We start from the raw sequence: 22,158 nt of genomic DNA, 5'->3' as shown, positions 1-22,158 counted from the left end.
TGCCGGCTTCGATAAAAGAAAACCCCGGTCACCAGATGGTGCCGGGGTCTCGTTGGCGATTGCCGTATGAGGCTCAGTACTGGTCGTCTTCGTCGTCGTTGCGACGGTCTGACTTGAGCGACTGGAGCTTGGCAAAAACGGCGTTGGCGTCGATTTCCTTTTCCTTCTCTTCCTCGCGGCCATAGCCGAAGGGGAGATTCTCCGTTTCGAGGGTCGACTGCAGCGTGGCGCCAAGTTCAGCCGCGGTGGGCAGCGGACGGCCCTTCGACGCCTTTTCCACTTCCAGATCCAGATCGATCTGGCTGCAAAGGCCAAGTGTCACCGGATCCATCGGCGCGAGGTTGGTGGAGTTCCAGTGAGTGCGCTCGCGGATCTGTTCGATTGTCGACTTGGTCGTGCCGACGAGACGCGAGATCTGGGCGTCCTTCAGTTCCGGATGATTGCGCACCAGCCAAAGGATAGCATTGGGGCGGTCCTGACGCTTGGATACCGGCGTGTAACGCGGGCCACGACGTTTGGAATCCGGTACGCGTACCTTCGGTTCCGAAAGCTTCAGCTTGTGGTTCGGATCCTTCTCGGCCTTGACGATCTCATCACGCGACAGCTGGCCGGTGGCGATCGGATCGAGACCCTTGATGCCCTGGGCTGCTTCGCCATCTGCAATCGCTTTCACTTCGAGCGGATGCAGTTTGCAGAACTGCGCAATCTGGTCGAATGACAGCGCGGTGTTGTCGACGAGCCATACGGCAGTCGCCTTCGGCATGAGCAGTGTCTGGGCCATGGATACAATCCTTCTGAACGTCCGCGCCGGTTGTCGCGGGCCGTGGGTTTAAACCACTATTTCCGGGAATTCGGCGTCCTTATAGCGATAATGTAACGAAATTGCAATTCTCCAAGACACGAATGACCTTTGTCTAATTGCTGGCCGAATTTCTCCTGATATGAATAGCCGCAATAGGCCGGGGAGGACGGTCCTGGTCATTTGGAGTGGCCCGTCAACATGGGAGGAATTCATGTCAGCCAAAACCTATCCGGTGCTGAAATCAGCGAAGGCACAGGCGCTGATCGATGAGGACAAGTACCTGAAGTGGTACGAGGAAAGCGTCGAAGACCCGGAAAAGTTCTGGGGCAAGCACGGCAAGCGCATTGACTGGTTCAAGCCCTATACGAAGGTCAAGAACACCTCGTTCAAGGGCAAGGTCCCGATCAAATGGTTCGAGGACGGCCTGACGAACGTCTCCTACAACTGCATCGACCGTCACCTGAAGACGCATGGCGAGCGTACCGCCATCATCTGGGAAGGTGACAACCCCTATATCGACAAGAAGATTACGTATAACGAGCTCTACGAGCATGTTTGCCGGATGGCGAACGTCTTGAAGAAACACGGCGTGAAGAAGGGTGACCGCGTCACCATCTACATGCCGATGATCCCTGAAGCGACCTATGCCATGCTGGCCTGTGCTCGCATCGGGGCCATCCACTCCGTCGTGTTTGGCGGCTTCTCACCGGAAGCGCTGGCGGGCCGCATCGTCGACTGCGAATCGACCTTCGTCATCACCTGTGACGAAGGGGTGCGCGGCGGCAAGCCCGTCCCTCTCAAGGAAAACACCGACATCGCGATCGACATTGCAGCCAAGCAGTATGTCATCGTCAACAAGGTACTGGTCGTGCGTCGCACCGGCGGCAAGATCGGCTGGGCGCCGGGCCGCGATCTCTGGCATCACCAGGAAGTGCATACCGTGAAGGCCGATTGCCCGCCGGTGAAGATGAAGGCGGAAGATCCACTGTTCATCCTCTACACATCGGGTTCGACGGGCAAGCCGAAGGGTGTGATGCACACCACGGGCGGGTATCTCGTCTACGCGTCCATGACACACGAATATGTTTTCGATTATCACGACGGCGATATCTACTGGTGCACGGCTGACGTCGGCTGGGTAACCGGCCACTCCTACATCGTCTATGGGCCGCTCGCCAATTGCGCGACGACGCTGATGTTCGAAGGCGTGCCAACCTTCCCCGACCAGGGGCGGTTCTGGGAAGTGGTGGAGAAGCACAAGGTGAACATCTTCTACACCGCGCCGACGGCGATCCGGTCGCTGATGGGAGCCGGTGACGAGTTCGTCAAGCGTTCGAACCGCTCGTCGCTGCGCCTCCTGGGTTCCGTCGGCGAACCGATCAATCCAGAAGCCTGGGAGTGGTATTACAACGTCGTCGGTGAACAGAAGTCGCCGGTCGTTGATACCTGGTGGCAAACGGAAACAGGTGGCATCATGATCACACCGCTACCGGGTGCCACGCCGCTGAAGCCCGGTTCGGCAACCCGCCCCTTCTTCGGGGTGAAGCCGGAACTGGTCGACAACGAAGGCAAGGTGCTAGAGGGTGCCACCGACGGCAATCTTTGCATTACCGACAGCTGGCCCGGCCAGGCGCGTTCGGTCTATGGCGACCATGAACGTTTCGTCCAGACGTACTTCTCAACCTACAAGGGTAAGTATTTTACCGGTGACGGCTGCCGTCGCGACGAGGACGGCTATTACTGGATTACGGGACGCGTGGACGACGTGCTGAATGTCTCAGGACATCGGCTTGGTACGGCCGAAGTCGAATCCGCCCTCGTCTCGCACCATTTGGTGTCGGAAGCCGCTGTCGTCGGTTATCCACACAGCATCAAGGGCCAGGGCATCTATTGCTATGTCACGTTGATGTCGGGACATGAAGGCAACGAGACGCTGCGCGCCGATCTGGTCAAGCATGTGCGCTCGGAGATCGGGCCGATTGCAAGCCCCGACAAGATCCAGTTCGCGCCTGGACTTCCAAAGACGCGCTCAGGCAAGATCATGCGGCGCATTCTGCGTAAGATTGCTGAGGATGATTTCGGCGCACTCGGCGATACGTCCACGCTTGCCGATCCCGGTGTCGTTGATGATCTCATCGCAAACCGGCAGAACCGAAGCGCATGAACTGCAACATCCAGCGTCGTCGACGTCGGATGTTTTTTATCTGCTGTCAGCAAAAAGCCCGAAGGTTGTTCTCAACCTTCGGGCTTTTTGTGATTGTGTTCAGCTGGGTCGGCCGCGAGCGCCAAGCCGACTTAAGGTTGTTAATCGGCAGAATCCGCTGATTCGGCATTGAGCTGGCCGTATTTCTCTTCGCCAATCTTGGCGAGCAGATCCAATTGGGTTTCGAGGAAGTCGATGTGGCCTTCTTCATCCATCAGCAGAGTCTCGAAGAGTTTCATGGATACATAATCGCCGGCAGCGTGACAGATGTCGCGCGAGGCTTTGTAGGCAGTGCGGGCGTCGTACTCGCCGGCGAGATCGGCTTCCAGCACTTCCTTGACATTCTGGCCGATACGCAGCGGCGCCACGGTCTGCAGATTGGGATGGCCTTCCAGGAAGATGATGCGGTCGATGATCTTGTCAGCGTGCTGCATTTCCTCGATCGATTCAGCCCGCTCCTTCTTGGCGAGCTTCGTGTAGCCCCAGTCGTTGAGCAGCCGGTAATGCAGCCAGTACTGGTTGACAGCGCCGAGCTCGAGAAACAGCGCTTCGTTGAGCTGCTCAATGACCTTGGGATCACCCTTCATCTTCGTCGTCCTTTGCGTGAGTGTAATTCGGGAACACTAGCGTTGACGGGACGCTCTGTCGAGATGCCTTTTTAGAAGGATTCTAATTCTAAGGCGTTAGCAAAGTCATGCCTTCATCAGTCGAACATGGTATTGCACAAGAGGGTGATCAGGCACCAAGGACTGACGTCGCGCTCCGAGAGCTATTGGAAATATTGAAGATAGATCAGCCTACGCGACGGGCGGCGACCATAGCCTGACGCCGCTCTGCGAGCGCGACTTTCTGCTCTTCATGGAACAGCTTCAGACGTTCCATGAAATTGACGACCTTGGTTTCTTCGGTCTTGCGTGCCGCATGGTATTCGGCGGTGGTCTTGATGATCAGGTCGACCACGTTCGGGAAACAGCCACAGCAACGACCCCGCTTGCCCATGGCATGGTAGACCTTGCCCGGAACGATCAGCTGCCAACAGTCTTCATCCAGCAGTTCATTGATGACTGCCTTGATGTCCTTGTCGGTGATGTAATTGCAGCTGCAGACCAGCATGGGATCGGGAACCGTCAAACATGACACTTACTCTCTCCTTTCTGGTAAACCTTATGCTCTTTGTCAAGAAAATTCGCAGACACGTCAGCCGTCCAAATGTCAGTGGAAATTGCGTCCCTTGGGCAGTAAATCGGCCATGGCACTTCTGCGTGGATGGCCGGGAGGCGGGGCCGCCACGACCGGAGGTGCTTGTTTCTGGCGCATGACCTGGCGCTGATCGACGCCCGGCCTTCGGACTTCGTCGGCATGAGCCAGTGTGCTGAACGCTGCCAAATCCTTCTGCAGCAGGCCGAGGCGTTGTGTCGCATCGACCAGATGGTCGGCAACTACATGGATCACGCCATGGGCCTTTTGCAGTCTGCCGCGAAGGCAAACGAGGCGGGCCCCCATCACGATGGGCCGGTAGCGTTCGAAGATCTTCGGCCACACGATGACATTCGTGGTGCCCGTTTCGTCCTCAAGCGTCATGAAAATTACGCCCTTCGCTGAACCTGGCCGTTGGCGCACCAGGACCAAGCCTGCGACGGTGACTTTGGCGCCATGGGGCAGGGTCTCCAGATCCAAGGCTGATTTCAATCCAGCCTTTCGCATGTCTGGGCGCAGAAAAGAAATAGGATGAGCTTTCAGCGAGAAAGTGAGCGTTCGATAATCGCTCAAGACCTCCTCCCCCGGCAGCATGCGCGGCAGTGCAACCTCGGCCTCTTGCTGCAGGTTTTCGAGGGGTGCCGTCTCGAAAAGTGGCAAAACCTCGATGGCCGCTTCTGCATCGAGCGCCTGGGCTGCCCACAGCGCATCGCGGCGGGACAGGCCGAGGGAGGAAAAGGCGTCGGCATCGGCCAGTTTTTCGATGACGCTGCGGGGAAGGCGGGTGCGCAGCCAAAGATCGCGGACAGAATCATAGCCTTCACCCCTGCACGCCACCAGACGCTCCATATCCGCCTGGGACAGACCCTTGATCTGGCGGAAGCCGAGGCGCACGGCCTGCTTGGTTCTGATCACGGAAGTCATAGAGCGATGACGCGGTGCGATGCGGTTGGGATCAAAAACGGGGATCCCATCGACCCCGGCTTCAAGCCCGCAATCCCAATGGGAATGATTGACATCGACCGGCCTCACGTCGACGCCATGTTCACGCGCATCGCGCACCAGTTGTGCTGGGGCATAAAAACCCATGGGTTGGGAGTTTAGGATCGCGGCGCAGAAAACGTCGGGATAATAGGCCTTAAACCAGCAGGAGACATAAACCAGCAAGGCAAAGGAGGCCGCATGGCTTTCGGGAAACCCGTATTCGCCGAAACCTTCGATCTGGCTGAAGCAGCGGGCGGCAAACTCCGGATCGTAATTGCGTGCGACCATGCCCTCAATCATGCGCTTTTGAAAACTCGAGACCTGACCGGTGCGGCGGAAGGTGGCCATAGCACGGCGCAATTTATCGGCTTCAGCCGGCGTGAAGCCGGCAGCGGTGATGGCGATCTGCATTGCTTGTTCCTGGAAAAGAGGCACACCCAGCGTCCGTTCCAGAACACCGCGCAGTTCCGGACTGGGGTAGTCGATCTCCTTGCCCGCAAGGGAATCTTCCCGGCGCTTGAGATAGGGATGAACCATGTTGCCCTGGATCGGGCCGGGGCGAACAATCGCGACCTCGATCACGAGATCATAGAATATGCGGGGTTTGAGCCGTGGCAGCATGCTCATCTGGGCGCGGCTTTCGATCTGGAAGACCCCGAGTGTATCGGCCCGGCAAATCATGTCGTAGACTTCCGAACACTGGTCCGCGTTGACGGAAGCGAGGCTCTCGTGCCGATCGTAATGCTTTGATAGAAGAGCGAAGGCTTTGGCGAGACATGTCAGCATACCGAGAGCCAGCACGTCAATTTTCAAGATCTTCAGCGTGTCCAGATCATCCTTGTCCCACTCGACCATATATCGGCCATCAGCCGTGTTCATGATCGGCACAACTTCATCCAGCCGGTCGCGGGTAATGACGAAGCCGCCGACATGCTGGGAAAGGTGGCGCGGGAAACCTTGCAGAGCCTGGGCATAGGAAAGCACCCGGCGCGTGGTGGGGTCCTTCAGGTCGAGCCCGGCGGCATTCGCCTGTTGCTCGGTAAAATCACTCGTCCACCAGCCCCAGATCGAGCCGGCCAGAGCGGACTGGACATCCTCAGACAGACCAAAGGCTTTTGCCACTTCGCGGCCGGCCGAGCGCGCGCGGTAACTGATGACGGCAGCCGTGAGTGCGGCATGTTCACGGCCATAAGTCTGATAGATGAACTGAATTACATCCTCCCGCTTCTCATGCTCGAAATCCACGTCGATATCGGGTGGTTCATCACGCTCTGTGGAGATGAAGCGGTCAAACAGAAGCGTCGTCTTTTGCGGATCGACCTCTGTAATTCCAAGACAGAAACAGACAGCGGAATTCGCCGCCGATCCCCGCCCCTGACATAGGATCCCGCTCTCGCGAGCGTGGCAGACGATGCGGTAGACGGTTAGAAAATAGGGCTCGTAGCGTTTATCTGCGATGAGCTTCAGCTCGTAATCGAGCAAGCCGAGTACCTTTTCCGGAACGCCTTCGGGATAACGGTTTCTGGCGCCTTCATAGGTCAACCTGCGCAAGGCCAACGCCGGCGATTCTGCCCCGAAGCTTTCGTCTGGATATTGATGGGCCAGTTCATCGAGTGAAAAATTTAGCCGGCCAAAAAACCTGATGTTATTGGCGATGGCCTCCGGATATCCTCGCAGAAGTCGGGACATCTCCCGGCCACTTTTGAGATGACGTTCGGCATGGGCATGCAGCCGGAACCCTGCTTCCGCTACCCCCACATGCTCACGGATGGCGACAACCACATCGGCGAGAGGTTTTCGCTCCGGTGCGTGATAGAGGGCGTCATTGGTGGCAACCAATGGCAGGCGCAGGTTGCGGCTTATGAGTTCCAGTTCTGCAAATGTCTTGCGATCCAGGCCGTCATGACGCGGGGTGAGTGCCAGATGGAGCTTGTCCTTCAAGGTCGGCAGCAGGCTTTGCAGACGAAGCTCAAGAGCTTCGCTGTCACCCACCTCCGGCAAGGGTGGCGACATGGCGACAAAGAGGAGATTGCCAGACCATTCCAGGAGGTCTGCCTGGTAGAGCGTGCAGACGCCTTTTTGCGAGCGCAGATTTCCAACACTCAGCAGGCGACAGAGATTGCCCCAGCCTTTGCGATCGATGGGATAGGCGAGAAGTTCCGGCGTATCGTCGGCGAAGACAAGGCGCGCTCCGGGCCGAAAGGCTAGCCCCTTCTGCTTGGCCGAGGCGTGAAGCCGCACGACGCCAGAGACGGTGTTCACATCTGCAAGACCAATGCCGCGAAGGCCGAGGTCCAGAGCCTGCTGGACCAGTTCCTCGGCATGCGAGGCTCCGTCGAGGAAGGAAAAATTGCTCTTCAGACCAATCTCGTAAAATGGGTGCTCGTTCGTGGAGACGGGGGGTGTCACGAAAACATCCCCTGAAGAAACCAGGTGGGACGATTCTCCGTTTCCCGCTCGTAAAGCCCTTTGCGATACAGCCAGTAGCGCTGACCGATCGTGTCCTCGATGCGGAAATAATCACGCGGTTCCGCATTCTCACCATCTACCCACCATTCAGGAGCGAGACGCTCAGGCCCCTCGGCGCGCGTGATACGGCGCTGAACCCGTCGCCAGCGAAAGCTCGCAGGCGGACCATCAGGTACCGAGGACATGACCTCCACCTCCTCAGGGCGGGTGAGCAGACGCAAAGGCCTGATTCCCCTCACGGGGGGCTTCATGGCCTGCTCGCCGTCTCGACGGCCCAGTGTTTTCAATCCGTCGGTGAGCGGCGCATGGGTTGCCGCGCGATCCGGCCAATGGCTGGCGAGGGATACCGGCAGACGAAGCGCCCTTTCGCCGAGGCGCGCAAATACCTGATCCAGGAAGCGTGTGAGATGTTCGTCCTCCTCTTCCTCCTCTTCCTCCTCTACAAGACGGGCCTGACGAATTTCAAAAGGTTCGCTCAACAGCACGTTGAGGCGCAACAGTTCGAAACCGTATCCTGCCTCCAGTTCGTCCTTCAGGACAGACAGGCGCTCCTTGAAGAGGGCCTTGATGCGATGAGGATCGCGCAATGGAGCAGATGCGCCGACTTCGATGCGAAAGACGCGGCCGTCCACACGAAAGATCAGCAGTTCGAACAGGCGTCCACCTTCGTTTCTAGCTTCCAGGGCAGCTTTCAAGCCTGCAGCGAGACGTCCTGCAAGGTCCAGAATATGGTCTTCTGCGACAATCGGTTCGGCCAGTCGTCTTTCTGCAGAAAGCAGTGCCGGCGTCCGGCGTGGCGAGATGGCCTCCCCTTCCCGGCCCAGTGCCTGATCGAGCCGCAACAGCGGCGTGCGACCGAAACGACGGGTGATTGGCGCGCGGGCGGCAGCGAGGAGATCGCCAATGGTTTTCAGGCCGACCCTTGCCAGATCCATGACGGTTTGTGGCTCGAGACGAAGGGCTGCTACCGGCATCGGCCTAAGAATGTTCGAGGCTTCAGGACCGACAATCACCCGCGGTCCGCCGAACCGGCTGACGGCGCGGGCGAGGCCCGGGGTCGAGGCGACCGACACCTGCACAGCAAGGCCAAACCCCGTCAGCCGTCCGGCAAGATCCTCGACAAGGCAGATTTCGCCGCCAAACAGGTGGGCACAGCCGGTGATGTCGAGCGCAAGGCCATCTTCTCCATCCAGTGCCACCAGGGGTGTGTAACGGTCACACCAGTCTGCAATCGCCTCAAGGAAGGCCCGATCCGCTGCCGGATCGGCTTCAACGACATCCAGCGCTGCGCAGATGGCCCGGGCCTCTGCCAAACCCTGGCCTATGCGCAGGCCAAAGCCTTCGGCTACTTCATCGAGTGCGGTCAGCCGCATGACATTGGCGGTGCGGGCGGCACAGACGAGGGGTGGCTTTTCAGGATGCCCGGTCGAGGATAGGGCTGAACGCCACGACAGACCCCATCGCCGGCGCGCGATGCGATCTGTCGCGAGCCGTGGGAAGTAGAGGCAGAGAATCCGGCGATCCAATACCGGTTGATCCTGCATCAGTGAGGGGGCGAAGGCGGCGGTCATCAGGGTTCCACTCCAGGATTAGCTCGGTCTGTCCCAAGTATCGGGACTTCTCGGCAAGGATACGAAAGGCAGGAAACCCGATGCTGCCGCCCAGCAGGGTTCCGTCGGCGAGGAAGCGCGCCGCCGCCGGTGCGGTTTGGACAGACAGGCGAAGCGAGGCGCTCGAGGCCTCTTCTTCTCCTGCCTGCCGCAGCACAAATAGCCTGCCACCGGTGCCACGGGCCTTCAGGCTGAGGCGCCGGCTCTCGGTCAGGCCGAATTTCTTCGGGTTCCCAAACACTTCGAGCACAACGGTGGAAAAGGCTCGGGATGTCAGAGCCGCTTCTGCCAGCCAAAGCGCATCTTCGATGCGTCGTGGCAGCGCGTGCACCAGTTCGGCAGGCTCCAGCCCGAAATCCACCAATCCAGGAGCGTAGATGAGGCCAGCTTCCCGTACGACCTGCGGATCGGCGATGAAAAGCAAACGCTTTGAAGGGCCACCCGTCGCCGGTTCGGCGCCCATGATCGCCAACGCAAGCGCAAATCCGGTGGTGGTGCCGGCCTGCTGTAGCCGCTCACCCCGCAACTCGACCATCATGCCCGGCATCAACAGGTCCGTCGTCAGGCTTTCGAAAGTGAATCTCGACAGATCAACGCCCTCATGCCCTGTGTTGCCCCGCCTTTGGGGCTCGTTCTCCACGTTAAGTCCTGCGGCCAGACGGGCGTCATGGTGTGGCTTTCCCTCGATGCGGGCAATGGCTTGCCGCAGGGTAAAAAGCTCTCCATTCGCCTGAGGGCCCAAGCCCATGACGGTCTCTCCTACATCAGATGTTCTCTATATGTTCCTAGAGATTCCAGAGCTCGACAAAAGAGTCAACCGGATTTCAATAAGAATTTATTCCTCTTCCGGATTTGCTCTCGAAATAGCCGGGCAAAACGCCTATATCTTCAAGCAGTAAGGAGTAATCATGGCCCGTATTGACCAGAGCGAGGATTGGCGCGAACGCCATGCCCCGACGATCAGCACGTTCGAGTCGCTGGCGATTGAGGCCTATGGCCATCTGCCGCAGGAATTCCGCGACCTGACCAAAGATCTCATCATCGAGATCACCGATTTTCCAACGGATGAAGTGTTCGAGGATATGGCGTTGGAAACGCCTTTCGATCTGCTCGGCCTTTTCGAAGGGCGCGGCATTTCCGAACGTTTCACGATGGAAACAGGCCTGATGCCGAACCGTATCACCCTGTATCGCCGTCCCATCCTTGATTATTGGGCCGAAAACGAGGAGGCGCTGGGGGATATCATCACCCATGTGCTGATTCATGAAATCGGCCATCACTTCGGTCTCTCCGATGACGACATGGAGCGGATCGAAGAAAGTGCTGAAGAGGCTGCAGCGACGGATCGCTAGCCGTTTCCACTTACACCTGCCTTGTAAGCATCACCCTTGCCCGCTTTCAATCGGCATGCCGGAAACGGGTCCGGTAAGCGGCGGGACTGGTCGATAGGCGGTTGCGGAAATGATGGCGCAATGTCGCCGGCGTGCCGAAACCTGAGGCGAGTGCTATGTCATCGACCGAGATTGTCGCCTGCCGTTCCAGGAGATCGCAGGCGCGGCGCAGTCGGCGGGCGAGCAGAAATTCGCCGGGACTGCTGCCGGTGAGGTCGCGGAAGCGGCGCTGGAATGTCCTCTTGCTCATGCCCGCACGGTCGGCCATGTCCGCAAGGGTTAGTTCGTTCTGCAGGTTCGTATCGATCCAGTCGATGAGGGGGCCTAGCCGCTGCCCCTCGCGCTCCCTGGGCACTGGTCTCACGATGAACTGCGCCTGACCGCCCTCGCGATGGGGTGGCACGACCAGACGTCTTGCCACGCTGTTGGCCACGTCCGGGCCGAAATCCCGGCGCACGACATGCAGACAAAGGTCAATCCCGGCGGCACTTCCTGCTGCCGTCAGGATGTCGCCCTCGTCGACATAAAGAACATCCGGATCAAGATGGATCTGGGGGTGGCGGGTGGCGACTTTTTCGGCATATCGCCAGTGGGTCGTGGCGCGACGGGCATCGAGCAGACCGGTAGCAGCCAGCACCGCGATACCGGAACATAGAGACATCAGGCGCGTACCCCTTGCGTGGGCGCCACACAAGGCGTCAAGCAACGGGGCTGGAACAGGCGCGTCGATCCCCCGCCAGCCGGGCACCACGATGAGGTCCGCCTCTTCCAGCAGTTCCAGTCCACCCGCTGCCGTGGCGATCAGACCACCTGCGGCGCGCAGCGGTCCCGGTTCAATCGCCGCGGTGGCATGCCGATACCAGGTTTCTCCCATCTCCGGCCGGGCAAGTCCGAAGACTTCCACGGCAACCCCGAATTCAAAAGTGCAAAGGCCATCATAAACCAGGCTCACCACCCGAGGTCCTGTCAGGTGCGAGGATGAGAAGGGTGAACTCTGCTGCGTCATTGGCATGATCTTTACGCAAGTTGTCCTTCAGGCCAATTTCGCGAAATGGCACAAAAAGGCAAGTTCCGATCGTCGCCACCCGAAAGGAACTTGGAAATGCCCAGTCTTGTCAGTGAAGTACCCGCCGCAGAACCTGCTCTTGTCGCAGCGCATTACGCCGCTCGCCTATCCTTCGAAACAGATTGCTGGGATGTGCAGCACGCGCTTCAAGGAGGGAGCGCAGATTTCATCCTCCTCGACGTGCGCGGCCCCAAACTGTTCGAGGCGGCCCATGTGCCGGGTGCCATCAATCTGCCGCACGGCAAGATGACCGAGCGGAAGATGACGGAATGGCCGGAGGATACGCTGTTCGTTGTCTATTGCGCCGGCCCCCACTGCAACGGCACCGACCGTGCAGCGCTGAAGCTTGCCCGGTTGGGACGCAAGGTGAAGGTGATGATCGGGGGTATGACAGGATGGTCAGATGAGGGATTCGACTTCGCCACGGGGCCGTTGCCGGAGTAATCCTAGCTGTCAGTCCACCAAATGCGAGAACTCTGCTACGACCTCTTCATAGACACGACGCTTGAAGGGGACGATTAGATCAGGCAGATCCTGCATCGGCTTCCATTCCCAGGCATCGAATTCCGGTTCGTGGTCGCCGGGCGGCGGGTTGATGGCAATTTCGCTCTCGTCGCCCTCGAAGCGAAAGGCGAACCAGCGCTGCGTCTGGCCGCGATACTTGCCCTTCAGCCCGACGCCGATCAATTCGGCCGGTAGGTCGTAATTGATCCAGCGACCGGCTTCCGCGAGCAGGGAAACCGTCCTGATGCCCGTCTCCTCGTAAAGCTCGCGGATGGCGGCCGGCAAGGGGGCCTCGCCCGGGTCGATGCCGCCCTGCGGCATCTGCCAGAGTTGCGGTGAGCCGTCATATTCGGAATTGCCGATGGGAATGCGGCGACCGGACCAAACGAGGCCGGCCTGGTTGAGGACCATGATGCCAACGCAGGGACGATAGGGTAGATCTTCGGCCTTGATCTGGCGACTTGATGTCTCGTTCTTGCTCATGATGTCCTCAGGGTCTGTTTTCATTGGCAAGCGCCGACACGCCGACGAATTCGATGCCACGGGCTACAGCTTCATTGCGCCAATCTGTTACGGCCGCAATGGTTTCGTCGAAAGCTGCGCCGACTCCGATCGCCTGACCATTGCGGCGGGCAATCCGTTCCAACTCGTCCAGCTTGGACAGGATTGCCTGGCGGTCGACCTGACTGTCGATCACGACGTCGGCATAGGCATGCGGCAAGCCAATGGCCTTCGCAAAGTCACCAGAAAGCGAGCGTGCCGTCGAGCCGTCGTCGAGGAACATCAGGCCTCGATTGCCGATGTCGCGCATGACCGGGTCCATGGCCTTGTCGTCAGCTAGGAAACGAGCGCCCATATAGTTCATGATGCCCGTATAATTGCTGATCTGCGCCATCGCCTTATGCAGATTAACGAGATTGGCCGCGGCTGCCTTCTCCGCCAGAAGCGTGCCACGACCCGGATCGTTTGCCGGGTAATCGAAAGGTTCCATCGGCACCTGCAGGATGATTTCGTGGCCCTTCCTGCGTGCGTCCTGCATCCAACGTTGCAGGCTGTTGCCCGTTGCCGCAAAGGCCAGCGTAATATCCTCGGGCAGATCTTGGATGGCCTTCTGGCTGCCCGTCTGGCTGAGTCCGATGCCACCGACGACAATTGCAATGCGTGTGCCGCGCGCGCCCGACCAGGGGCGGGCGTAAAAGTCGAAGGGTCGTAAACCGCTTGCTGAAACCGTCGGGAGATCGCCTTCGGCGGCTCGTTCTATCAAATCCTCATTCGGCTGGCCAGCAAGTCTGGGATCCTGCGTGGTGCTCGTGCCGATGATGACGGGGCCCTTGCGACCGCCTGGCGTAAACGTCGTTACGACATTGCCGTCCGCTGTCGTTGTTCGACGGACATTGGCGCCGTCCTGGGGGCCACTGGTCTTGATGGGAGCGTCTTCGTTTCCGGATGTAGGTGGAGATACCTCCGCAGTCAGCTGATCTCTTGGCGGCGTTGGCGTCAGGCTGATCGGTGCATCCTGCCGCAAGGGAAGCGGCAAAAAGGCTGTCCATGCCGAAAGACCCAGCAGGGTCAGCGCAGCCATCGTCGAAGACAATGTCGAAAGGCGGAGGAACCGCTTGCCGCGCCCTCCGCCTTTTCGCTCTAGACCAAGCGGTCCATGCAGATCCATGCGAGACTTCCAAGATCCTGACGGGTCTCAAGACCCTGACGCCTGCGCAACGAGAAACGGCCTGCGCAGGCGATGGCTCCAGACGCTTACTGCAGCGATGCCTTCTGCGGATCGGCCGGGAAAGCCGGATCCGTCTTGTTGCCGCGAAGCAGGTCGAGTGCGTAGTTCAACTGGATGTCGTCCTTGGCTTCCGGCGGGACATAGGCGACCGAGCCCGAACCTTCTTCGGTTTCGGCATTACCCTTGATATGACCCGGGAGTGAGGATTCGCCTTCGGTGCGAACCTTGCCCTGCAGATCTTCCGGCAGCGGCTGTTCGACCTTGATATCAGGTTCAATGCCGGTGCCCTGGATTGAGCGGCCTGAGGGCGTGTAATAGAGGGCGGTCGTCAGACGCAGAGCACCCTTGTCGCCCATCGGGATGATGGTCTGGACGGAGCCCTTGCCGAAGGAGCGCGTGCCGAGAACGGTCGCACGCTTCAAATCCTGCAATGCGCCGGCGACGATCTCGGATGCCGAGGCGGACCCGCCATTGACGAGAACTATAACGGGCTTGCCGTCGGTCAGATCGCCTGCCGTCGCGTTGAAGCGACGGGTGTCCTGCGGATCGCGTGAGCGGGTCGAGACCACTTCGCCGCGTTCCAGGAAGGCGTCAGAGACGTAGATCGCCTGGTCGAGCAGGCCGCCCGGGTTGAGGCGCAGGTCGAGAACATAGCCCTTCAGCTTGTCAGCCGGTACTTCCTTCTTGATCTTTTCGATTGCGGCTTCCAGATCGTCGTAGGTCTTCTCGGTGAAGGAGATGACGCGAAGATAACCAACGTCGCCTTCAACACGGGATTTGACAGCGCGAATCGGAATGATTTCGCGGGTAACGGTGATGTCTAGCGGCTTGTCGGCGCCCTTGCGCAGGATCGTCAGCTTGATCGGTGTGTTGACCGCACCGCGCATCTTCTCGACCGCTTCTTCCAGCTTCAGGCCCCGAACGCTTTCGCCGTTGATCTCGGAGATGAAGTCACCGGCCAGAATGCCGGCCTTGGCGCCGGGCGTATCATCGATAGGGGTGATCACCTTGACCAACTCTTCTTCCATCGTCACTTCGATGCCGATGCCGCCGAATTCCCCGCGGGTCTGGGTCTGCATGTCAGCCGCATCCTTGGCGTTCATGTAGACGGAGTGCGGGTCGAGAGAGGTGAGCATGCCATTGATGGCGCTTTCCACCAGCTTGTTCTCGTCCGGCGGCGTGACGTACTGGGCGCGGATGCGCTCGAACACGTCGCCGAAAATCGACAATTCCTTGTAGGTGGAATTGCCTGCGGCCTGCGCCGGAATCCCCGAGGAGTAGATGAGGCTCATCGCGGTTGCACCCATCAGGGCGCCAACGAGGAGAATAGAGACCCTACGAATCATTCTGTGCCTTTCCAGAATCGCCTCCGACCCACCAGGGGCGGGAATCAACCGGTTTACCGTCTTTTCGAAGTTCAATGTAAAGTGTCGGGCGATCTGTTTCCAGCGCCAATCCAGTGGCGCTTGCCACTCTTTTTTCTCCCATGGTCGCCAGCGGCTCCCCTGACAGCACAAACTTGCCTTGGCTCGTGCTGATCCGGTCCATGCCTGACAACACCATGTGGTATCCGTCACCCGTATTCAGAATGATCATCTGGCCGTAGCTTCGGAAATTTCCCGCAAAAACAACCCAGGCATCGGCTGGGGCAGTTACGACCGAACCCGGCTGCGAAGCTATCACTGCCCCTTGAGCCTGATGGCCTGTCCCGTCCGGATCGCCAAACTGTCGCAAAACCTCTCCAGCAACCGGCAATTCCAGTTTCTGCTGCAGTTCGGAGAAAGGATATGCGGGCGCAATACGGTTTTTATCGGGCACTTCCGAGCGGGCAATCTCGCGGGTTCTCGCCTTCTGCTCCTCGCTCATCTGGTTGCGTTTCACCTCCTCCGCCTTGGCAAGCTCTGACGCCTGACGGACAGATGTAATTTCATTTTCCAGGGAGCGGATAAGGGCTTCCATGGTCGAGGCGCGTTCTGCAAGCGTCTCAGACTGTTTGCGTTCTGCCTGTAACTGCAGAGAATTGGTGCGGGCAAGCCGATCGTTTTCTGCAATCAGCAGATCCATCCGCCGTTCTTCCTCCTGTCGGCCGGCCATCGCCGTTACAAGGGCGTCCATTTGCTGCTTGCCGCTGTCGCGAAGCGTGATCAACTCTTTGAGATCCGTCGCGAGCTTTTCCGTTTCATGGCGAATGCCGGGGACGACTGCGCCGAGAAGGATGGCGGTTCGAACAGAGCCGAGTGCATCTTCGGGACTGACGAGCAGAGCCGGGGGCGGATTGCGTCCCATGCGTTGCAGCGCCGCCAAGACTTCAGCCAGCACGGCGCGTCGTTCGCGGAAGGAGTGGCGGATGGCATCCTCGCGAACACCGATAGAGGCAAGGTTCTTTTCACCCTCGCTGATCTGCTTCTCTATATCCTTCCGCCGCTTCGCGGAGTCGATCAGAGCCGTTTTGAGACTCTGGGTTGTCTTGCTCAGTGCCTCAATGCTTTTTTCGAGTTCTGCCGCCTTTTCAGTCGACAATTGCATGGTTCGGGCGATGTTTTGCAGCTCGCCGCTTACCTGGTCCCGTTTTGCCCTCAGCTCCAGCGCAGCGTCCGCGGGAGCATTGGCCTCAGTCCGGGCGAGCGCATCCACATTCGGGGGTACCGAACCGGTCGATGCTTCCGGTTCGGACGGTACGCCTGCTTCCTGAGCCGCGATATGAACGACCGGAATTGCTGCCAATCCGCATGCCATCAAAAACGCGCGCAAGGCCGCGAGGCGCGAGACGCGCCAAGGCGATTTGCTGGGGTTTTCGGTGGCAGAGGCGTGCAAGGACATTTCCCGGTTCGGTGGGAAAATACGCTGATTTGCGTTGAAGGCAAAGTGGCTTGGACGGGCAAGCTCAGACGCGGTGATAAGGGTGTCCGGTTAGGATGGTCACCGCCCGATAAAGCTGTTCTGCAATCAGTATTCGTACGAGTTGGTGGGGCCAGGTCAGGCGCCCGAGATTGAGCACGAGCCGCGCTTTTTCACGCAGTTCCGGATCTATGCCATCCGCCCCGCCGATCACGAATGCCATGTCCTTTTGACCGTTGTCGGCAGCTTCACCGACGAACTTTGCAAATTCGGCGCTGTCGAAAGCTTTGCCGCGCTCGTCGAGGACGACGATCAGAGCGCCATCGGGGATGTGTCGAGAAAGCTCCTGGGCTTCCTCGCGCTTTCTGGTGTCGGCATTGCCGGCGCGGCTTTCGTTCAGCTCCACGGAGCGGGTGAACTCCAGGCCGCATTGCGGTCCGGCCTTGGCGAAGCGGTCCAGATAGCGGGACGCGAGTTCCTTCTCCGGTCCAGCCTTCAGTCGGCCCACGGCATAGATGCCAATTTTCATGCGGTGATCCCAAGTTTATCGGTCACAAAACCAGCTCTATCGGCAGGATGACGCCTGCCGTGTCAATCCGGCGTCGAGACCGTCCCTTAAGGACGACCGGCCGTTCAGTGCAGGCGATCCTCGATATCCGGGGCCGACCACATCTTTTCGATGTTGTAGAACTCGCGGATTTCAGGTCGAAACACATGCACGATGATGTCTCCGGTGTCGATCAGAACCCAATCGCCGGTTTCAAGACCCTCGACACGGGCAGAACCCAGGCCTTCGTCCTTCAAGTCGGAAATGAGGTGTTCGCTGATCGCCGAGACATGCCTGTTCGAGCGTCCGGATACGACCACCATGTAGTCGCCCAGCGCCGATTTTCCGGCAATGTCGATGGAGACAATGTCTTCTGCCTTCGAGTCCTCAAGACTTGCGAGGACCAGCTCAAGCGCACGGGCTGCGGCATCGGCGCCACGTTCCGGGCGTTTCGGGACGGCGACAGGCGCACGTCCGCGGGTGTGTACTGTTGTCAGAGTTCGTCCTTTCCTTGGCAAAACAGAACAGCACGTCTGCGATTCCTCTCCGGAACCGCAATCAGAAGGTGGCATCGATCTGCCGTTCTTTCAAGGAGATGTCGAGGTTTTGCCTGATAATGATGCAATTCTGCCTCAACTCTCGTCGGCAGCGGCTCTCAGTGCCGTAGAGCTCAGAGCCGAGCGCGGGCCGTGGATGAAAGTCCAAGCGGGTGCCTTCTTGCGCCACAGCACGCCTGCATCTTCCTCGTCGACCCTCGCATAGTCGAAGGTCCTTGCCATCTTTGACGAGAGATAAGCAAGCGTCGATCCCGGACGGTCGATGACGGCGATCGGAAACGTCGTTGCGATCTTCTGCCAGCGCTGCCAGCGGTCGAAGCTGGCCAGATTGTCGGCTCCCATGATCCAGATGAAATGGACATCGGGGTGGCGGATTCGAACGAACTCAAGGGTCTTTGCGGTGTAGCTCGTGTTCAGCGCTTGTTCAAAGGCGGTAATCTTGATTCGGGGATCTTCCGCCAGCCTTTCACAGGCTGCGAGACGCTGGTCGAGCGGCGCAAGTTGAGTGCGGCTTTTCAGCGGATTGCCCGGTGTCACCATCCACCAGAGCTGATCGAGCCCCAGTCGCCGTAAGGCAATGTCGGCCACGAGCAAGTGACCCTGATGCGGCGGATTGAACGAACCGCCGAAGAGGCCAACGATCATTCCTCGCTCGACATGCGGCATGACCCTGTAGCGATGGGTTATGGCCGCTCCCTCCACGTCAGGGACGGACCTGGCCGGTACCGCGTACGCGGTACTTGAAGGAGGTGAGCTGCTCGACGCCGACTGGACCGCGTGCATGCATTTTACCGGTGGCGATTCCGATCTCGGCCCCCATGCCAAACTCGCCCCCATCCGCAAACTGGGTCGATGCATTGTGCAAGAGGATGGCAGAATCGATCTCGTTGAAGAAACGTTCGACAACTGCCGGGTCCTCGGCAATCACTGCTTCGGTATGGTTGGACGAATAGCGGGCTATATGATCAATGGCGCCGCCGATCCCGTCAACAACGGCGACTGTTATGATTGCGTCGAGATATTCGGTTCGCCAGTCGTCTTCGATTGCCGGTTTCAGGCCGGGCACGATCCTGAGCACAGTGGCGGATGCGCGGACTTCACATCCTGCATCGATCAGCGCCTCGATCAGCGGCTGCAGATGCGTGCCGATGGCCGCGCTGTCCACGAGCAGGGTTTCAGCCGAACCGCAGATACCGGTGCGGCGCATCTTCGCGTTGACCACGATCTTTCTCGCCATGTCCAGATCGGCCGAGCCATCGACATAGACGTGGCAGATCCCTTCGAGATGCGCAAAGACCGGAACGCGGGCTTCCTGCTGGACGCGGGCCACGAGGCTTTTTCCGCCGCGCGGTACGATGACGTCGATCGAGCCTTGCAAGCCGGACAGAAGGGCGCCGACTGCCGCACGGTCGGTGGTGGGCACGAGCTGGATGGCATCGGCAGGCAAGCCTGCAGCTTCCAGTCCCTTGACTAGGCAGGCGTGAATGGCACGCGAGGAATTGGCCGAATCGGAGCCGCCACGCAGGACAACCGCGTTGCCCGCCTTCAGGCACAAGGCACCGGCGTCGGCGGTCACATTGGGGCGGCTTTCGTAGATCACGCCGATGACGCCGAGCGGTGTGCGGACGCGCTCGATGTGCAGTCCGTTCGGACGATCCCATTCCGCGATTATGGTCCCCACGGGATCCGGTAGAGCCGCAATCTCGCGCATCGACTGGGCAATCGCGGCGATGCGCTCGGGGTTCAGTGTCAGCCGATCGACGAAGGACGCGGCAAGACCGGTTTCGGAAGCATTCTTCAAATCGATGGCGTTGCCGGCGAGGATCTCCTGCTCTGCGCTAAGAAGCGCATCTGCCATGGCAAGCAGGGCCTTGTTCTTCGCTTCGGTCGACGCCGTTGCGAGCGGGCGGGCAGCGGCGCGGGCACGGCGACCGATGTCCAGCATCAGGCCTTCGACGGAATTCTGGTTCGACACTGTATCAAGCATGGGCGGCATCCTTACGATCGGCAACAGCAGGTTCCCGCTGGCCGAGTTCAGTCATGACGAGGTCGTCACGGTGGATCATGGCGGCTCGCCCGGCATAGCCGAGGATCTTCTCGATCTCGTTGGACTTGCGGCCGCAGATACGCCTGGCTTCCTCGGCATCATAGCCCACCAGACCGCGGGCAATTTCACGACCTTCCGCCCCAATGATGGAAACCGTGTCGCCGCGGTGGAAGTTGCCCGAGACAGCCCGCACTCCAGCGGGCAACAGGCTCTTGCCGGATTTCAGAGCGCCTTCTGCGCCTGCATCTACATTAATCACGCCGGCGGGTTGCAGTTGGCCTGCGATCCAGGTCTTGCGCGCGGTGACAGGGGAGCGTGAGGCCGCAAACCAGGAATGGCGTGCGCCGTTCTCGATTGCGGCAAGCGGATTAAGGGGCTTGCCCGAAGCGATGATCATGGCGCAGCCGGCACTGGTGGCGATCTTGCCTGCATCGATCTTGGTGCGCATGCCGCCGCGCGACAGTTCCGAGGCGGCCCCGCCTGCCATGGCTTCAATCTCCGGCGTAATCTCCTCGATGGTGTCGAGGAAGCGGGCTTGGGGATCGAGGTGCGGGGGGGCGGTATAGAGGCCGTCAATGTCCGACAGCAGTACGAGCAAATCAGCGCCGGCCATCGTTGCTACACGTGCCGCCAGCCGATCATTGTCGCCGTAGCGGATTTCAGTCGTGGCGACAGTGTCGTTTTCGTTAATGATCGGAATGGCACCGATCTTCAGCAATTGCTGGAGGGTCGCACGCGCGTTCAGATAGCGGCGACGCTCTTCTGTGTCGCCCAAGGTCAGCAGGATCTGACCGGCGACGATCTGGTGGCGCGAAAGGCTTTCCGCCCAGTGGCGGGCGAGCGCGATCTGGCCGACGGCCGCGCAGGCCTGGCTTTCCTCAAGTTTCAACGCGCCTGACGGCATGGAGAGCACAGAGCGTCCCAGTGCGATTGCACCCGAGGAGACGACCAGCACGTCGGTGCCGCGTGACTTCAACGCGGCGATATCATCGCAGATGGCATCGAGCCAAGTCTTGCGAATGCCGCTTGCCCGATCCACGAGCAAGGCCGAGCCGATCTTGATGACGACACGTTTGACGCGGGACAGAGAACGGATCCGGGTAGACATCAGTCGTTGCCTTCTCCGTCGAGATCGTCTTCAAGATTGCCCTCAATGTCGCGATTCTTGCGATTCTTTTCACGCTTGGTCGGCAGGGGCGCATTGCCCTGGGCCGCGACAATGACGTCGCGCAAGGCGCGTAATGCATCCGTCATGCCTTTGCCGGTAATGGCGGAGAGCAGCAGCGGTGGCTGACCGCAAGCTTTCTTCAGCTCCGCCGCCTTCTTTTTCAGCTCTTCCTCGTCGAGCACGTCGATCTGTGAGAGCGCGACGATTTCGGGTTTGTCGTCCAGCCCGCCGCCATAGGCGTCGAGTTCATGACGGACCGTCTTGTAAGCCAGGCCGACCTTTTCTTCCTGGGCGGAGACGAGATGCAGCAGCACGCGCGTGCGCTCGACATGGCCGAGGAAGCGGTCGCCGATGCCGACCCCTTCATGCGCCCCTTCGATCAGGCCCGGAATATCGGCCAGAATGAATTCGCGTTCGTCGACGGTGGCAACACCGAGATTGGGATGCAGCGTGGTAAAAGGATAGTTGGCGATCTTTGGTCGAGCGCGCGTGACCGCAGCGAGGAAAGTGGACTTCCCAGCATTGGGCAGGCCGACCAGCCCCGCATCGGCGATCAGCTTCAGTCTCAGCCAGATGGTTTTTTCTTCGCCTTCCAGCCCAGGATTGGCCCAGTTTGGAGCCTGGTTGGTCGCGGTCTTGAAATGGGCATTGCCGAAGCCGCCATTGCCGCCTTTGGCGATGCGGAAGCGCTGCCCCTCGACAGTCAGGTCAACGATCAGCGTTTCCGAGTCTTCTTCGAAGATCTGCGTGCCGACGGGAACCTTCAGCGTCACATCCTCGCCATTGGCGCCGGTGCGGTTTCGGCCCATGCCGTGCGTGCCGGTCTTTGCCTTGAAGTGCTGCTGAAAGCGGAAGTCGATCAGGGTGTTCAAGCCGTTGACGGCTTCCACCCAGACATCGCCACCACGACCGCCGTCGCCGCCATCAGGTCCGCCGAACTCGATGAACTTTTCGCGCCGAAACGAGACAGCGCCGGCGCCGCCGTCGCCCGAGCGAATATATACCTTGGCCTCGTCGAGAAATTTCATCTTGCTGCCGTCAAATCT

General features: G+C 59.5%; 20 protein-coding genes. 3 read left to right on the top strand and 17 right to left on the bottom strand.

Features of this window, described 5'->3' with window-relative positions; all coding sequences use genetic code 11:
- Window positions 1-73: 73 nt before the first annotated feature.
- The gene (locus tag FJQ55_RS16765) at window positions 74-781 is read right to left on the bottom strand and encodes a DUF1013 domain-containing protein (protein ID WP_062281665.1); all 708 of its coding nucleotides are present in this window, start codon (window positions 779-781) and stop codon (window positions 74-76) included.
- A 232-nt stretch (window positions 782-1,013) separates the two neighbouring features.
- Here FJQ55_RS16765 and acs point away from each other — a divergent pair, with 232 nt between their 5' ends.
- Window positions 1,014-2,966 carry an acetate--CoA ligase gene (gene acs, locus FJQ55_RS16760; protein WP_140829913.1) on the top strand — a complete coding sequence of 651 codons (1,953 nt, stop codon included), beginning with the start codon at window positions 1,014-1,016 and terminating at the stop codon, window positions 2,964-2,966.
- A 140-nt stretch (window positions 2,967-3,106) separates the two neighbouring features.
- On the opposite strand, the gene bfr is transcribed toward acs, so the two are convergent.
- The 5 genes from bfr to FJQ55_RS23445 form a co-directional block, all read right to left on the bottom strand.
- A complete protein-coding gene (gene bfr / locus FJQ55_RS16755) occupies window positions 3,107-3,592 on the bottom strand; it encodes a bacterioferritin (protein ID WP_140829912.1) in 486 nt (161 codons plus the stop codon).
- Window positions 3,593-3,797: 205 nt separating this feature from the next.
- The gene (locus FJQ55_RS16750; protein WP_140830083.1) at window positions 3,798-4,118 is read right to left on the bottom strand and encodes a (2Fe-2S)-binding protein; all 321 of its coding nucleotides are present in this window, start codon (window positions 4,116-4,118) and stop codon (window positions 3,798-3,800) included.
- Window positions 4,119-4,217: 99 nt separating this feature from the next.
- Window positions 4,218-7,595, bottom strand: a complete 3,378-nt coding sequence (locus FJQ55_RS16745) for an error-prone DNA polymerase (RefSeq protein WP_140829910.1) — start codon at window positions 7,593-7,595, stop codon at window positions 4,218-4,220.
- On the bottom strand, window positions 7,592-9,181 hold the full coding sequence (locus tag FJQ55_RS16740; protein ID WP_167507750.1) for a Y-family DNA polymerase: 1,590 nt from the start codon (window positions 9,179-9,181) through the stop codon (window positions 7,592-7,594). The genes FJQ55_RS16745 and FJQ55_RS16740 overlap by 4 nt, the downstream gene beginning before the upstream one ends.
- Entirely contained in the window at window positions 9,069-10,013 is a 945-nt protein-coding gene (locus tag FJQ55_RS23445; RefSeq protein ID WP_167507745.1) for an ImuA family protein, read from the bottom strand. The genes FJQ55_RS16740 and FJQ55_RS23445 overlap by 113 nt, the downstream gene beginning before the upstream one ends.
- A gap of 160 nt (window positions 10,014-10,173) precedes the next feature.
- Between FJQ55_RS23445 and FJQ55_RS16735 the strand changes: the two genes are divergently transcribed.
- Window positions 10,174-10,617: a metallopeptidase family protein gene (locus FJQ55_RS16735; RefSeq protein ID WP_140829906.1), complete on the top strand. Its 444-nt coding sequence runs from the start codon at window positions 10,174-10,176 to the stop codon at window positions 10,615-10,617.
- Window positions 10,618-10,663: 46 nt separating this feature from the next.
- On the opposite strand, the gene ftrA is transcribed toward FJQ55_RS16735, so the two are convergent.
- Complete coding sequence (gene ftrA, locus FJQ55_RS16730; RefSeq protein ID WP_425467544.1) at window positions 10,664-11,668, bottom strand: transcriptional regulator FtrA; 1,005 nt, start codon at window positions 11,666-11,668, stop codon at window positions 10,664-10,666.
- A gap of 90 nt (window positions 11,669-11,758) precedes the next feature.
- Between ftrA and FJQ55_RS16725 the strand changes: the two genes are divergently transcribed.
- Window positions 11,759-12,166 carry a rhodanese-like domain-containing protein gene (locus tag FJQ55_RS16725; RefSeq protein WP_140829902.1) on the top strand — a complete coding sequence of 136 codons (408 nt, stop codon included), beginning with the start codon at window positions 11,759-11,761 and terminating at the stop codon, window positions 12,164-12,166.
- Window positions 12,167-12,175: 9 nt separating this feature from the next.
- Here the strand turns inward: FJQ55_RS16725 and FJQ55_RS16720 are convergent, their stop codons facing one another.
- The 10 genes from FJQ55_RS16720 to obgE form a co-directional block, all read right to left on the bottom strand.
- A complete protein-coding gene (locus FJQ55_RS16720) occupies window positions 12,176-12,709 on the bottom strand; it encodes an RNA pyrophosphohydrolase (protein ID WP_140829901.1) in 534 nt (177 codons plus the stop codon).
- 7 nt (window positions 12,710-12,716) lie between these two features.
- A complete protein-coding gene (locus FJQ55_RS16715; protein WP_140829899.1) occupies window positions 12,717-13,895 on the bottom strand; it encodes a divergent polysaccharide deacetylase family protein in 1,179 nt (392 codons plus the stop codon).
- Window positions 13,896-13,981: 86 nt separating this feature from the next.
- Window positions 13,982-15,301 carry a S41 family peptidase gene (locus tag FJQ55_RS16710; protein ID WP_062281699.1) on the bottom strand — a complete coding sequence of 440 codons (1,320 nt, stop codon included), beginning with the start codon at window positions 15,299-15,301 and terminating at the stop codon, window positions 13,982-13,984.
- On the bottom strand, window positions 15,291-16,691 hold the full coding sequence (locus tag FJQ55_RS16705; protein WP_140830081.1) for a murein hydrolase activator EnvC family protein: 1,401 nt from the start codon (window positions 16,689-16,691) through the stop codon (window positions 15,291-15,293). The genes FJQ55_RS16710 and FJQ55_RS16705 overlap by 11 nt, the downstream gene beginning before the upstream one ends.
- A gap of 148 nt (window positions 16,692-16,839) precedes the next feature.
- Window positions 16,840-17,322, bottom strand: a complete 483-nt coding sequence (rlmH, locus tag FJQ55_RS16700; RefSeq protein WP_140829897.1) for a 23S rRNA (pseudouridine(1915)-N(3))-methyltransferase RlmH — start codon at window positions 17,320-17,322, stop codon at window positions 16,840-16,842.
- 104 nt (window positions 17,323-17,426) lie between these two features.
- On the bottom strand, window positions 17,427-17,912 hold the full coding sequence (rsfS, locus tag FJQ55_RS16695) for a ribosome silencing factor (protein ID WP_140829896.1): 486 nt from the start codon (window positions 17,910-17,912) through the stop codon (window positions 17,427-17,429).
- Window positions 17,913-17,972: 60 nt separating this feature from the next.
- Window positions 17,973-18,563 (bottom strand): nicotinate-nucleotide adenylyltransferase, encoded by a 591-nt coding sequence (locus FJQ55_RS16690; protein WP_140830078.1) that lies wholly within the window; start codon window positions 18,561-18,563, stop codon window positions 17,973-17,975.
- A gap of 37 nt (window positions 18,564-18,600) precedes the next feature.
- Window positions 18,601-19,884, bottom strand: coding sequence for a glutamate-5-semialdehyde dehydrogenase (locus FJQ55_RS16685; protein WP_140829894.1), 1,284 nt, complete (start codon window positions 19,882-19,884; stop codon window positions 18,601-18,603).
- Window positions 19,877-21,052 carry a glutamate 5-kinase gene (proB, locus tag FJQ55_RS16680; RefSeq protein ID WP_140829892.1) on the bottom strand — a complete coding sequence of 392 codons (1,176 nt, stop codon included), beginning with the start codon at window positions 21,050-21,052 and terminating at the stop codon, window positions 19,877-19,879. Before proB ends, FJQ55_RS16685 begins: the two co-directional genes overlap by 8 nt.
- Window positions 21,052-22,140, bottom strand: coding sequence for a GTPase ObgE (obgE, locus tag FJQ55_RS16675; RefSeq protein WP_140829890.1), 1,089 nt, complete (start codon window positions 22,138-22,140; stop codon window positions 21,052-21,054). The genes proB and obgE overlap by 1 nt, the downstream gene beginning before the upstream one ends.
- Window positions 22,141-22,158 lie beyond the last annotated feature (18 nt).

Origin of the sequence: Rhizobium glycinendophyticum, assembly GCF_006443685.1 — a bacterium.
GTDB classification, from domain to species: Bacteria; Pseudomonadota; Alphaproteobacteria; order Rhizobiales; family Rhizobiaceae; genus Allorhizobium; species Allorhizobium glycinendophyticum.
The sequence above is the reverse complement of the archived record's forward strand: the minus strand, read 5'-3'. Positions and strand labels throughout refer to the sequence as shown.